The sequence below is a fragment of the Sphingobium sp. OAS761 genome (assembly GCF_024168485.1).
Taxonomy (GTDB): domain Bacteria; phylum Pseudomonadota; class Alphaproteobacteria; order Sphingomonadales; family Sphingomonadaceae; genus Sphingobium.
Genome location: NZ_JALJVY010000018.1, coordinates 53985 through 66663 on the forward strand (window position 1 = coordinate 53985; position 12679 = coordinate 66663).

General features: G+C 60.1%; 19 protein-coding genes. 9 read left to right on the forward strand and 10 right to left on the reverse strand.

From position 1 onward, the window contains the following. Positions 1 to 22 precede the first annotated feature (22 nt). Positions 23 to 505: a hypothetical protein gene (locus J3E64_RS19480; RefSeq protein WP_253344821.1), complete on the reverse strand. Its 483-nt coding sequence runs from the start codon at positions 503 to 505 to the stop codon at positions 23 to 25. Positions 506 to 519: 14 nt separating this feature from the next. Between J3E64_RS19480 and J3E64_RS19485 the strand changes: the two genes are divergently transcribed. Both J3E64_RS19485 and J3E64_RS19490 read left to right on the forward strand, forming a co-directional pair. Beyond that, a complete protein-coding gene (locus tag J3E64_RS19485; RefSeq protein ID WP_253344823.1) occupies positions 520 to 957 on the forward strand; it encodes a hypothetical protein in 438 nt (145 codons plus the stop codon). Between the two features lie 301 nt (positions 958 to 1258). Then, positions 1259 to 1786, forward strand: a complete 528-nt coding sequence (locus J3E64_RS19490; RefSeq protein ID WP_253344825.1) for a hypothetical protein — start codon at positions 1259 to 1261, stop codon at positions 1784 to 1786. A 22-nt stretch (positions 1787 to 1808) separates the two neighbouring features. On the opposite strand, the gene J3E64_RS19495 is transcribed toward J3E64_RS19490, so the two are convergent. The 8 genes from J3E64_RS19495 to J3E64_RS19530 all read right to left on the reverse strand — a co-directional run bounded on the left by J3E64_RS19495 (position 1809) and on the right by J3E64_RS19530 (position 8748). Then, a complete protein-coding gene (locus J3E64_RS19495) occupies positions 1809 to 2420 on the reverse strand; it encodes a hypothetical protein (RefSeq protein ID WP_253344828.1) in 612 nt (203 codons plus the stop codon). Then, on the reverse strand, positions 2417 to 2722 hold the full coding sequence (locus J3E64_RS19500) for a hypothetical protein (protein WP_253344830.1): 306 nt from the start codon (positions 2720 to 2722) through the stop codon (positions 2417 to 2419). The genes J3E64_RS19495 and J3E64_RS19500 overlap by 4 nt, the downstream gene beginning before the upstream one ends. 57 nt (positions 2723 to 2779) lie before the next feature. After that, positions 2780 to 3721, reverse strand: a complete 942-nt coding sequence (locus J3E64_RS19505) for an ArdC family protein (protein ID WP_253344832.1) — start codon at positions 3719 to 3721, stop codon at positions 2780 to 2782. A 479-nt stretch (positions 3722 to 4200) separates the two neighbouring features. Then, on the reverse strand, positions 4201 to 4521 hold the full coding sequence (locus J3E64_RS19510; RefSeq protein ID WP_253344834.1) for a single-stranded DNA-binding protein: 321 nt from the start codon (positions 4519 to 4521) through the stop codon (positions 4201 to 4203). Positions 4522 to 4550: 29 nt separating this feature from the next. Then, entirely contained in the window at positions 4551 to 5345 is a 795-nt protein-coding gene (locus J3E64_RS19515; RefSeq protein WP_253344837.1) for a hypothetical protein, read from the reverse strand. Then, entirely contained in the window at positions 5327 to 6166 is an 840-nt protein-coding gene (locus J3E64_RS19520; RefSeq protein WP_253344839.1) for a toprim domain-containing protein, read from the reverse strand. Before J3E64_RS19520 ends, J3E64_RS19515 begins: the two co-directional genes overlap by 19 nt. A gap of 260 nt (positions 6167 to 6426) precedes the next feature. Next, positions 6427 to 7452 carry a helix-turn-helix domain-containing protein gene (locus J3E64_RS19525; protein WP_253344841.1) on the reverse strand — a complete coding sequence of 342 codons (1026 nt, stop codon included), beginning with the start codon at positions 7450 to 7452 and terminating at the stop codon, positions 6427 to 6429. A 435-nt stretch (positions 7453 to 7887) separates the two neighbouring features. Then, entirely contained in the window at positions 7888 to 8748 is an 861-nt protein-coding gene (locus J3E64_RS19530) for a replication initiator protein A (protein ID WP_192669676.1), read from the reverse strand. Positions 8749 to 9198: 450 nt separating this feature from the next. On the opposite strand from J3E64_RS19530, the gene J3E64_RS19535 reads away from it, so the two are divergent. Further along, positions 9199 to 9453 carry a helix-turn-helix domain-containing protein gene (locus tag J3E64_RS19535; protein WP_192669675.1) on the forward strand — a complete coding sequence of 85 codons (255 nt, stop codon included), beginning with the start codon at positions 9199 to 9201 and terminating at the stop codon, positions 9451 to 9453. Between the two features lie 66 nt (positions 9454 to 9519). Beyond that, on the forward strand, positions 9520 to 9777 hold the full coding sequence (locus J3E64_RS19540) for a helix-turn-helix transcriptional regulator (RefSeq protein ID WP_253344843.1): 258 nt from the start codon (positions 9520 to 9522) through the stop codon (positions 9775 to 9777). Here the strand turns inward: J3E64_RS19540 and J3E64_RS19545 are convergent. Continuing rightward, on the reverse strand, positions 9772 to 10329 hold the full coding sequence (locus J3E64_RS19545) for a recombinase family protein (RefSeq protein ID WP_253344845.1): 558 nt from the start codon (positions 10327 to 10329) through the stop codon (positions 9772 to 9774). The two genes, J3E64_RS19540 and J3E64_RS19545, sit on opposite strands and share 6 nt — an antisense overlap. Positions 10330 to 10560: 231 nt before the next feature. Between J3E64_RS19545 and J3E64_RS19550 the strand changes: the two genes are divergently transcribed. From J3E64_RS19550 to J3E64_RS19570, 5 genes are all read left to right on the forward strand, one after another. Continuing rightward, the gene (locus tag J3E64_RS19550) at positions 10561 to 11601 is read left to right on the forward strand and encodes a lytic transglycosylase domain-containing protein (protein WP_301287383.1); all 1041 of its coding nucleotides are present in this window, start codon (positions 10561 to 10563) and stop codon (positions 11599 to 11601) included. After that, positions 11598 to 11852 (forward strand): TrbC/VirB2 family protein, encoded by a 255-nt coding sequence (locus J3E64_RS19555; protein ID WP_192669671.1) that lies wholly within the window; start codon positions 11598 to 11600, stop codon positions 11850 to 11852. Before J3E64_RS19550 ends, J3E64_RS19555 begins: the two co-directional genes overlap by 4 nt. After that, on the forward strand, positions 11852 to 12163 hold the full coding sequence (locus tag J3E64_RS19560; RefSeq protein WP_192669670.1) for a TrbC/VirB2 family protein: 312 nt from the start codon (positions 11852 to 11854) through the stop codon (positions 12161 to 12163). The genes J3E64_RS19555 and J3E64_RS19560 overlap by 1 nt, the downstream gene beginning before the upstream one ends. Then, on the forward strand, positions 12163 to 12429 hold the full coding sequence (locus tag J3E64_RS19565) for a hypothetical protein (RefSeq protein WP_301287385.1): 267 nt from the start codon (positions 12163 to 12165) through the stop codon (positions 12427 to 12429). Before J3E64_RS19560 ends, J3E64_RS19565 begins: the two co-directional genes overlap by 1 nt. Positions 12430 to 12493: 64 nt before the next feature. Continuing rightward, positions 12494 to 12679: VirB3 family type IV secretion system protein (locus J3E64_RS19570; RefSeq protein ID WP_253344849.1), on the forward strand; the 186-nt coding region annotated here is incomplete at its 3' end.

The window sequence follows — 12679 nt, forward strand, 5'->3', positions numbered from 1 at the left end:
TCCAGAGAGTTACCGCAGCAGATCACGTGCCAAGCCGGTGCGGATCGTTGGCGAACGGCGGCTTGCCGTGGATTTTTCGGAAGGCAGCTATTAGCTCCGCCTCGACCTTTACAGGAACTTGCCCCGGCGTTTCCTTCCAGGCGACGCGCAAAGCATCGCCGTTCGGGAGTTGCCATATCAGGCGGCCGCCCCAATGCCCTACCGGCTTGCCAGCGCCGAAGTCCGCGAACTGCGTAAGACGACGCTTTAGTTGATCTGCTTTTCCGATATAGACGACTTCAACCCCTTCTACCCAGTTGGCGAGTAGTACATCGCGCGAAACAGTCGGGTCTTTCCCCTTGAACCAACCGCCACAACTCCGCTCCTCGAAATTGACCAGATTGTTCCCGCTGTAGGTAATCACATAGACGCCGCCAGTTGACGGGCAGGCGCTGGCCCTTAGTGCCGTGAATGGAATCCAGCCTACGAATCCGGCTGTTTCGAGCGAAGGACGGGCAAATTCCATTTTCCGGACTTAACATGACGGCGGCGCTCGCGCTAACCCACAACGCGCGGCAACATCGAAGGACAGCTATGGCCGGAATGACCAAACATCATTTCCTGATGCCGATGGAACAGGAGGAATTGGAACGGTGTCTTGGGGTCATTTATGCTGATCGCCTGCCAGGGAACCCCTATCGCTGGCTTGCCGAGGATCTGTATCTTGAATTTGAACAGGTCATCTCATGGGGCGGCCCGCTTCTGCCGGTGCCCGCCGAGGTAGCCTGCGGCCTTCGCGTGCGCGCCGCGACCATGAAGGGCGAACTGCCGGACCCGAAAGAGATCGTTCTTTCGCTGATGAACGCGAAGCTGGTCATCCGGTGGATATGCGAACGCGCCTCAAGGAACGAGCTGGCGCGGGTTTTCAGCGAGCTTGGCGGCCTCTTCCATGATCGGCAACGCGAGAACCAATCATAGGTGATTGCTGCTACCGGAGGCGGGTTATGTCGATGAAATCCGCCCTAAGTATTGAGGAAAACCGCGCTCATCCAATCGACAAGCCGGGGGCCGTAACTCGCGCAGACCGTAGCAACAGAAATCGCGATCAGTCCCCAAAATTCGACATATAGTAGAAGGTTGGAACCTTTATTCTCGCTGGGGTCCGGCCAATCTTTCATGGCCCGGTTTTCGCTGATTTGTCCTGTCGCGGCAAGGCCATAGATCGCCGCGCCAACATGAATTAGGCTGTGTTTAATAGTGGCGCGCTATTGGGGCAGGGATGGACGCGATCTCGAATGAAACAGCCCTTTTCCAAGGGCAGAGCTGGGATGACATTTTCAGCGAGGTCAATGCCTGGCGCGGCGCGTGTATGCACCATTTCTCGACGGTCGAAATGGCGATAACCGAGACGCTGATAGCGTTAAGCACGGTGATGCCGGGTGGCGAAAAGGTGCGGCTGCGCCATTTGATCGGGCAACGGTTTGAAGATTTGGCGGCGGCCCTTGGTCCCGATGGACCCTTTGCGGAATCTGGCAAGAATGCCCTTCTCGAACTCTCGCAGTATCGGGAAAGGCATGAAGCGTTCCGTAGCCTGCTTTGTCATGCGGTGGTCAAGGTGTCCATCGACCACAGCGGCCAATGGATTTTGCTCGTTCGATCCTTGGCGATCCGCGCTCGACAAGCTGAGCGAAATACTCAGGTTTTTGAGCAGCCGGAAGCTTCGGCAAAGCTCGCCGCCCTGAAACGCGACGGCCAGAAACTGGCTTCCATATTGGGGCAGTTGCGGAAAGCGGTGAACGCCACTTGATCGTGCCACGGGGCGAGCGGGACTATGATTTTTCCTCCTCGACCGGCTCGACGTCACGCAGCTCGACAAAGACGATCTTTTCCGCACGCTCGGCCCCTACCGGATCAAGATAGATATGGACGTAATCGGTAATGGTCCGGGAAACGCGCCACACCACGCCCACGCGGCCAACGCGGCGCTCAAACTGGCCGTCGATTGAAGGTGCCGAACCCGTGAGGCGGACACGCTGCCCAACGCGCAGCCAGTTCGCGGCCGAACGGATCAATGCTGCCTTTTCGTCCTCGCCCAGCGCGGGACGGCCTATGCCGAATGTCGCGTTGGGGTCGCGCGCGATCCGCGCCAACTTCTCCTCGACAGGCTCCGGCTTCCAATCACTGACCGGCCCCGGCCTGGTCTTGTGCATGTGTGTTACCGGCTTCGCGCCGAATAGATCGGGCTGCACGCCTATGGTGCGCTTGGCGACCATGGCGGCGTGATAATCGCGCCGCCATTGCCCTTCGGGGGTAAGGCGCGCGCGCTCCGGGCCTTCGCGCACTATCGCCATCAGCTCGGCAAACTCCTCCTCCGAGACGGTGGCGATTTTAGGATTATAGCCCCGCGCACCTCGGCCGCGCCCATCCCCGTCGCCGTTCATGCTGCGGCGCCTCCCTCGATCTCGGCGCGCACGTCGCCGCGCACGATCTCGAAGCCGGCGCGCGCCAGCTCGTCACACAGGGCACGCTTGCGCTCGATCCCTTCGCCCCTGTTGGCGATGTAGGAACAGCGGCCATAGTGAAATTCAAACCCGGCGCGTTTCAGACAACCGCGAAACCGCTGGTGGGTGCGTTCGCTCCAATCAAGGGTGCCCGCATAGTTGCGGAAGGCCGCGACGGCATAGACGGAGCCGTAGTTTTCATCGCGCCAGCTAAGTTCGATCTTCGGGGGATTTTTGGGCATCGGTCGATCCTTCGGGAACGGGGACGGGGCGGCACTGGTGGCCGCCCTCGCGGGGGATCAGGCGGCGCGCGCCATGACGGGCGCGGCCATGTGGGACAGGATGAGTTCGCTTGCGGCCTGCGCGGCGGTCGCGGCGCGGAAGATCGCGCGCTTTTCCCCGCGAAGGCATTTCAACCAGCTCGCAACGTAGGCGGCGTGGTCCTCGCGCTCGGTCGGTTCCATACCAAGCTGCGCGCAGAGGAATGCTGCGCCAATCTCGGCAATCAACTCCTCGAAAGCCCGGATTTCCTTGCTTTTTCCATACTGATAGAGGCTTTCCCGATTGAGCCGGGAAGTATGGCCTGCCGAATGAACACATTCATGCCCAAGCGTGGCGTAAAATGCGTTGCCGCTCTCGAAGTCCGCAAAAGCGGGCATGGTGATGCTGTCGGCAACGGGGTGGTAATAGGCGCTGTTACCGCCTTCACGATAGGGCACCGGCCAGCGAGCAAAGGCCGAGTCAAGGTCGGGGTCGCGCTGATCGCGGTTCTTGATTTCGACAAGCGGCGTCGGAAACTTGCTCATGTCCAAGCTGTCGATTTGCTCGACGTTGAACACGACATATCGTTTCAAAAAGCGGCGCGTGGCTTCCTCGCCCTCGCTGTCAGTGATCGGCTCGCCGGTTTCCCCATCCTTCGGGGTGAACATGCCAGCATGAACGACAAGATTGCCCTTCTCGCCCTTTCGGACCTGGCCGCCCAGCTCGTGCGCTTGGCGATAGGTCATCCAATAAGGGTTGGAATATCCGCGCGACATAGCGGCGGCCCAAAGCAACAGGATATTGATGCCACGATAGGCGGTGCCCTCATGGCGAAGCGGGAGCGATGCCGCGCCCGATGCCCAGCGCGGGGACCAAGGGCGGGTTCCAGCCTCCAAAAGCGCAATGATTTCGTTGGTGACTTCCTCGTAAATGTCGATCCGGGGGGTGGCGCTGCGGGTCTTTCCGGTATTCCGTGCCATGTGCTGTTTCCCTTCTTCAAATGGAGCCGAAGGCGATGGCGTCCATCGGCTTCTGCCCGCTGGCGAAGTCGGGGGGGATGAACCGGCAACTTCCGGGCTGACCGCGGGGGAGGGGGATCACCCGCCCTGCACAAGCGAAGCGCGGAAGGGCGGGGATACCCCCGCGATCACCAAGCGGAGCCGCGCAGCGGCGGAGACGGCCTGGCCCTTGCCGGGAAGGGGGGAGGCCACCCCCCTTGATCTGATGAAAAGACCTGGCCGCTCGTCGGCCGCATTGTCGATCGCAGGGCAAGCCCTGCTGTCAGCGGGCCGGGTCGCCGGCGTGCTGACCAACAAAAACGCCGCAAGAATCTCGGCCGAGATCCTGCGGCATTTTTCGTGCGAGGATCGTCACCCGAATGGGGCGAAACCGCTTGCGGGTTCGATCGGAGCGCAGCGGAGATAGAGCCGTGCCGAAGGTCGCACCCGTAATTTCACCTTCAATTTTCGCTATTTGCTCGGTTCAAGACTGAAAATGTGTCGGCTACAAGATCGGTCCCATAGATCGTTTCCCCTCCACGCTCGTAAGAAGTTTGCCGAACTCTGCCCGTGACATGAACCATGTCGCCTTTTGCTGCTTTTCCAGCGTATTCAGCGCATTTTGCGAAACACGTTACCCGGTTCCAATGCGTATCTTCCTGCCACTCGCCATTGACCTGACGGTTATAATTTGAAGCCACGTTGACGTATGTAACTTTGTCTTTCTCATCAATTCCGCCAACTTGGCCGATGATCCGAAATTCAGCGATGTTCCGTGGCATTGCAACTACTCCTGACGTTGAAAATTAGACTAATTCACCGGGATTTCCGGCACTTCGTAGGACTGACCCTGCGGGGCAATCTCGGCCTGCAAGATCACCGGCCCCTGCGGATTCTGGATCGGCTGCGGCCCTGGCTCGATCTGGCCGAAGCTCGGCACCGGCAGCTCTGCCCACTGGATCGGCAAGCCGTATCGCGCGAGATTTTGCGGCGTCACGGCACGCCGGTAAGTGTCGATCCAGTCGCGCGCGATCGACTGTTGTGCGATCGAAAGCGGAAGCTGGCCGCTGCAAACCATCCGATTTAGCAGCTTTTCGAGCTGGTCCTTGCGCTCGCGGTCCAACCCCGTCCACGATTGGAGCCACAGATTGCGAGGGTCGGCCTGGGCGCCGCCGAGTGAGATTGGAACAAGGAAGTCGAGCGCGAAATCGTCGGGATTCTGATCGGGATAGAAGCTGTTGGCGAGGCGGCGCGTCGCCGCGGCCTTCCATGAAGGCGGCGGCGATTTTTCGGCCTCGTCCTCGCTGTTGCAAATCGTGGCGGCGAGGTTCGCCTGTGTGATGGCCGGGTCTATCGCGCCAGGAGTCCGCTTACGATCGGGGAGCGGCGGCGTGCTGATCCGGCGCGGGAGCCGGTTTTGCCGAAGGTCATTGAAGGTCGAGGCCGCTTGGCAATAGCCGGGATCTACAAGCGCGCTGCACGCCTCGCGCGTGCTTTCAGGCGGGTTGGCGATCATGTCGGGATGCGACTTCACAAAGGCGCTGGCGAGAATGACGCCGCCGGCGATCATGACGACAATGCGGCCGTTCACAGGGCTGCCCGCCAAGCATCGTTCCAGTCGCCGCCAGGCGGCGGCAAGATAACCTCGATCCAGCGCCCGTTGGCGGTCAGATGCGGCTCGGCCTTTTCGATCCCGACGCGGGCGGCCTTGCCATGCTGCGAATAGATGGTGAGGCTGCGGATATGATCGGGAATATGGACGCGGGCATAAAATTCGGTGCCGCTGACCGACCAACAGCCGGGCAGGCTGAATTTGGCGATGACCGATTCCGCGTCCTCAAATCCTTCGGCCAGGTTCAAATGATTGCCCTCGATCTGGCCGATGGGGATGGCGCCAGCGCGGGGATCGCCCAAGGTCCGCTTTGGATCGACAAGGCGGGGGTGCTTGTTCCCGTTCCCGTCCACGAAAACGCGCGCGAGCGCGGCGAGCTGGCGGCGCTCGATGATCGGCAAGAGCAGCGCCGGGAGGCGAAGCCGTTTGCCGCCTTCATAGGTGACGGCGGCGGGATCGTAGCGGCCGATCGTGGAATGACCGATACGGCGATTTTCGAGATAGAGTTGCGCCGGGGTTCCGGGGAGCGGAAGGGCTTTACTCCACAGCTCGCGAGCGAGGGGGGTAAGGTCGCGCCGTTCGGGCGGCGCGGTGTCTCTTTCGGTGGGGCGGACATAGCTGCCCTGCGAAGAGAGCGCGTCCATGATTGCGGCCTGGGTGCAACCGGCGAAACAGTGGAAGAGGACGGCGCTGCGGCCAGGTGTGATCGAAAGCGACGGGCTTGGGTCGTTGTGGGCAGGGCAGCGGGCCTTGCCATAGGAGCCGTGCCACGTCCCCTTGAGACGTTTGACGACTTCCTTTGCTGCGGTAGTCACGGTCAAATTCATAGTCCGAGAATAGCCTAAGATACAAATCCGGCAACCGCAAAAGCTTCCCTCTACATGGGTGGATCAGGCTCTCTCGTCGCCTTCAGCTCCATTCGACGCTTCGCCAAGCGTTGTCAGTGGCGATTTCAAAACTGCCATATCCGCCTGCTCCCGTTGGGGAGCATTCCGCCGCGTAGCGGCGGTCCAGCGGTTGAGGCTGGACGATATGCTTGCGGTGAGGGCGGGGGCGGTGCGGATATGGTGGCCCGTCAGGGCTGACTCGTTGCCCGACTAGGGCAACTCCGCTTCTCCTCTCTTAGAATATATTTATTCGGATGAGGAGGAGTGCATTGATTGCACTCACGGGTCAGACGTTCGCTTTCCCTGCGCTGCTCGGCACGCTCCCCGGCGAGAATGAGGGCGGCGCGTTGCGCCGCGTCCTGCGGCATGAGACGCCGGCGTTCTACGGCGCCGGTGGATGCCAACATCTCGGCGTGCTGCTCCAGGCTGTCGGCGCGGCGCTGTTCCTCGTCGTCGGGGACGGGGGCGAAAAGCCCGATAAGCTTCCCGATCCAGTTGGGAAGCTGGCAGCGGTAGAGATTGGAGGTCTGCTCCGATCGCGCGCCCTGCTCGCTGTCGCGGGTGTAGATGTAGCGCCTGATCCATTCGAGCAAGCCAAGGTCGCGCAGGCGGTCGAGGCAATATTTGACGGCGCGCCGGCCGAGGCCGGTCCAGCGCATGAGGGTTTCGTAGGACGGATTGCACCAGCCCTTGCGATATTGCAGCTCGTCCAGAATACGCAGCATCATGTCACGGCAAGAGCGCGTGAAAAGCGTCAGCTTCGCTTCGTCGGCCGTCAGCTCGCGTCCTGCGCGGGCCTGGGCGGCTAGATCTCGCCCACGCTCGAATGTGAGATAGCAGGCCCGCGACAATGCGCGGCGCTGGTCTGCCGAAATCGACCGGACAAAATCATGCTCGGCCGCCTCGCCGGTGCGAACGCTCCCAGCCCATACCGGGCGGCGTGTGATGTGCGTTCCGCCCCTGCTAACTTGGGCGCGCGGTTTGGTGCCGAGAAGGCGCGAGGCCGTGCGGCTGAGCGAGGATTTGAAACCTGGTTGAAAGGGTTTCAGGCCACATATGACGGCGAGGGGCAGAACCGTGACGCCGCAGGCGCGTTGCTGCTCCTGAAGCGTGTAGGCCGCGGCTATGTCGTCGTCCGCAACGCCATGGGCGCGCAGCTCCGCGAGAGCGCCCGCCGGCACTTGCGCGACACCAGTTTGCAGGGTGTGCAACATCGTTCGTCCTCCCGTGTGGAAGGGCGTTCACGGGCAAAGAAAGAGCGTGGCGCGAGACGCGCTGTTCGTTTGACAGAGGGTGCGGGGAGAGCTATCTAATCACTAGATTGACTGCGATCCGAGTGGCGCCAACCACTTGAAAGCTACCCCGATGCCCGGCCTCGTGCCGGGCTTCGTTTATCCGGTCACGCCTTCCCCCTTCATCCCGATCACCGACAGGAACGCCGGCAGCGAGATTTTCGCAGCAATGTTTGGGGAGCGGAAGGAGCTACGGTTCGTGCTATCGCGTAGGAAACACTCAAAAAGTTCGTGCTATCGCGTAGGAATGAACGCGACCATTCGTGCTTTCGGATATGGTTCGCGCTCGCTTAGTTCGTGCTTTTGAGTAGGAAATGGCGTTCCATTCCGAATCGGTCGCAACCGATTCCCCCTGCCTCATCCAAGCTTCTTTTGCCGCCGTGTGATGACGACTTTAGTATTCTTGGCCTTGCGGCCTGCCTTCGGCGCCGCATCATCAGGTTCAACCTCATCTTCGATAAGGTGAAGCTGGTATTCGGGGATTGTATCTGCTTTCGCTATGGCGCGCAGCGCGCTGCGGAAATTAGCCAATTGATTCTGATACCCAATTTGCAGCCGGAAAGTGGCGAGATCAATTTCCAGGCTTTGCCCTTCTGCGCATGTGGAGCGGGCAACTTCATAAATCCGTCGTTCGATGGGGCCGAGCTGAAAATAGGCCGTCGCGTAATTGAGAACCTGCCGATCGTGCAGAATGGCGCGAAACAGCCAATCGCAAAGGCGAACCTTGACCGCCTTCAATCGGCGCTCGCCCTTGCTCGTCTTTGCATATTTGAGCTGCGCTTCGGAGAGCCACGAGAAAAAGCCGTCGACGCCTTCGCCCCCAGCCTCGATATTCGTTTTGATCTGAGTGCCCTGCAAACGCTCCAGGGCATCCGCCAGCCTATCGTAGGAACGGGACGAATGATTGCTCCCGGTGACACTGAACAGGTCATGTGCGGTAAACACGAAATCCTGCGCCACCTCGTCGCCGTCTTCCATCTTCGAAGCCATAAGGCTCGCAATATAAAGGACTATTTCCTTGTCATAGATCGTGGCGACGCCCTTGGCGCTGGGCCGAACCTCGATGGAAACGCTCGGCGTGCCGTATGCCAAAGGCTTCATCCAGGCGTTCTTGCTCAGCGCAAAAAACGGGAAAGCCATCAGCGATCGCTCGCCGCGCACTTCACCAGTTAGCGGGCTGTCGAGCAGGAAAAGTTCGCCTTGCGGAGTTTGCTTCATTTCCGCTCCATCATAACATCGGACCCCCAGCCACGGGCTGGCCTGCGATTCCTACTCGAAAGCACGAATTTTGTCACCGCGGCCCTAGGTTGGCCGCAGCTTGTCGGGGATTCTGAGGAATCTTCGTGCTTTCGAGTAGGAATCGCACAGCTTCCTGAATGAGCTGCAGGGCTTGCCAGGCGGGGTGCGCTATCGTGCATTGGGGAGCAGATCCTACCGATATTAAGCTTATGACCGACACCCTTTGCAATCCACGGACACGCCAATCGCGAGCGATGGCGCTGACCTCTTCGATGAGAGGTTTCGAGGATAGTCCGACTTTGTTATTTAAGTCAATTCCGTTATCGCGCCACGCTGTCATTTAGTCACGGGATTCGGTCGCCTTCCCGTGGGGCCTGTTGTATGCTCCAATATGGATGTTAACCAACTTGGAAGGCCACGGGATCGCACATGCCGCAATATTTGAAATTGGACCAAGCGGCGTCTGACCTAGCAAAGATGCTGGGCGAGAATTGTAAAGCGCGGAGAGCGCAGCAAAAAATGTCACAGGCCGAATTGTCGGAGCGCAGCGGCATCGCCGCTTCCCATCTATCGTATATTGAGCACGGGAAGGCGAATCCGACGCTTGAGGTTCTGGAGCATCTGGCAGAAGGCTTGGGATGCACCGTCCTCGATCTGCTCAGCAGCAGCCAAAACAAGAGTTAAATGTTTGCAAATGATTATCATTAGCTGGACATGGGGATAGCCGAGGCTAGAATAGGCGGTTCCTCAATGACAGCAGAGATATTGACCATGCAAAACAGAGGAACGTCGTCAGCGGATTTGCATGGCATTCTCCGCAAGCAAGCGATAATCCGGTCCAAGCAACGCGGCCTATCTCTTTCAGAACTCGCCACCGCCAGCATTATTGAGGAATCGCGATTGAGCGGTATCCTAACTGGTGAGGCGGATGGCGTTACGTTGCGGGAACTTGCCGGACTGTCCCTTGCACTCGACGTTCCTTTGACCGCTCTGCTCAGCGAGTCATGACGTAAGAGAAGGCGCGTCCTTGTGCCGCTGCAAGAAGTCGAACAGCGTCGTTCGCCCGACGCCCAGTTCCTTCGCCACGCTCCCCACGGTTGCTCCGTCTGCATCGAGCATAGTGCGAATGCTCGGAAGCTGGTCGTCCGTCAGCAGGGGCTTGCGGCCAGGCTTTGAATCGCTGGCATGGGTTTTCATGCCGTGAACCCTGCGCCAGTGGTTATCGAACGCCGCAATCAAGCGGTATAGGTCGCTTCCCTCGTCAGGTTGGATCGTGATCCCCGGCGCGCAAAACTCGATGGCGATCCCCCGGCGCAACACCTTAACCATCATTCGCACAAGCGTCATGGTGTTGATCGGCAGACAGGTGAGATCATAGACCTTGATCCTGTCGCCGCGCACCAGTTCGTGGCCTTCTTTCGCCAGCTTGCGGGGTAGATCGAGGAAGCTCACTTGCCCCGCGTCCACGATCAAATCGCCTTCGGCCTCACAGGCCGCGCGTTGCTCCATAATGGAGGGAGATTGGTTCGTTTCGGCTAGAAACAAGACGCTGGTGGACAAGGCTTCCCGCTCTTTTTTGGTGTGTGAGACTGAACCGAGGCCCAGCTAAAAATTGCGCCGGAACGTAAGCTAAAGAAGGCATTTCCATCAAGGCCCGAAGGGGCCGGCCCCTCAAATAAGAGATGAACGACCGATCAACGCGGGCACGATTCCGCGATTGCGAATGCGTGTTGCCGCATTGTCGGTTTTGTATTATGCCTGATACCCGGACTCATTGAAAAGGGGCCTTGAATGCCTTTGGATGCTACGGTTTTGGCGGCTTTGCTCCAGTCGTGCGCGCCGAATGTCGCGCCGGCTACGATGGTCGCAATGATCCGGGTTGAATCCGAAGGCGATCCGTTCCGCATCGGCGTCAATTCCGATGGTTCGCTACAACGCCAGCCCGTCAACATGGCCGAAGCGATAGCGACGGCGCGCGGACTTCTGCGGCGAGGGGCCAATTTCGACGCCGGGCTGATGCAAATCAACAGCTCCAATTTCGCGCGCCTCGGCGTCACCCCGGAAACGGTGTTCGATCCCTGCACCAATCTGCGGGCAGGGTCGCGGGTGCTGGCGGAAAATTACGGGCGCGCCCGCGATGCGGGCCATGCCAATCCGCTCCAAGCCGCTTTGAGTGAATATAATACCGGCTCGCGCTCGCGTGGCGTCAGCAACGGCTATGTCGGCAAGGTCTATGCGGCAGCGCGTAGCGGCAATTCGCCGTTCGCGCCTGCGGCCGTGCGCCCTGCGGTGGTTCGTCTGTCCTACGGACGAATGACACCGGATACCGTCGGAAGCATTTTGCTGGACGCCTTCGGGGGCCGGATCACCGACACGCTGCGGCCGATGAACGCGACCTACGGCGCGGAGCATAGCTATCATAAATTCGGGCAGGCCGTCGATTTCGTGCCGCGCGGCGGTGTGGGTGCAATCACGCGCGAGCAAATCCGTGCGCTCATGGCAGCGAACGGCATCGAGATTGTCGAGCTGCTCGGCCCCGGCGATCGTGGGCATTCCGATCACTGGCACATAGCCTTTGCAACCGGACAGGGCGTGCGGGTTGGTCCTTCCTACGACGCGCAACCGGCGTGGACGGTCGCGGTCGCTGGCGAGCAGCCGGAAAACAGCGAGACACAGAGCGGAGCCTATCGGGTCGCAACGGCGCTTGTGTCTGCTGACGGGGACGGGGGAGCGCTCGAGGCCGCCGAACCGTCCCCGCCAGCCTGGGACGTTTTCGCGGTGGCGGCATGGCAACGGCGCCAGGCCACCCAGGTAGCAGGGAGCGGCCTGTGAAGATCACACGCCAGCTCATCACGAAATTGTCGGTCGCGCTTTTGCTCGGCCTGACAGTCACGCCCGCTCATGCGGACGTGGGGGCCATAGCATCTGCGGTTCTTGATGAACTCAAGGCGCTTGCGGTCCCAGCCATAACGCTCGGTGTCATTTGGCTGGGTGTTCTCATCATGACGAAAAGAGGGACGCTCATCACGTTCCTGACTTTCTGCGTGGGTGTAGCAATCGTGTTAAGTGGAGGTTTTTTCTGATGAAGTTTCTTCGCACCGTTAAGGATCGGTGGTCGCACTCGTATGCGCTCGCCGGTGCAATGCTGGCAATGATGCCGATGCCCGCATGGGCGCAGGCCGCCAACCAAACCGAAGTTGAAACGATGGCGAACGCCATCCTCAACTTCCTGACGGGTCCGATCGCCAAGGCTATCGCCGCCGTCGCGTTCGTGATCGCGGGCTATATGTTCTTCGTCGGCAACGGCAACAAGGGCACGCTCGTTTCCATCATCATCGGCTGCTTCATCATCTTCGGAGCAGGCTGGCTCGTAGATACGATCTCCGGCACCTGATGCGCGGGGGGGCAAAAATATGCGCCGCGCTGGTGGCGTTGGCGTGGTCGATGCCGGGGGCGGCGCAAGTCGCCTCCGCGTCATCGCAAGCCTCGTCTATGGTCGGAAAGATGATGGCGGCGGGTGCCGCCATCGGGACGCTTGCCCTCGTCATCATCGGCTATTTTCACCTCGCGGGCCGGGGCGATCGGGAAACGCTGGCCCTGTGGGCTGCGGGCCTCGCCGTGATCCTATGCGCGCCCTTCTTCGTCAGTCTGCTGACTTAATAGCGGCGTCGCCGCGAAAGTGAGGCTTCGGGTGTCAGAACCGGAATATCTAACAGAAGATCCTTTGTTCCTCGCACTGACGCGACCGACGCTTTGGTTTGGCGTGCCGGTGGAAGCCACCATGGCGATCGGCATGATCTCGGTCGCCGTTCTCATGGTGCTGGGCAATCCGATTTGGGCGCTGGCGATCGGCGGCGCGCTTCTCGCCACCGCGCGGCTCATCGTCCGTAGCGACTACAATATGTTCAAG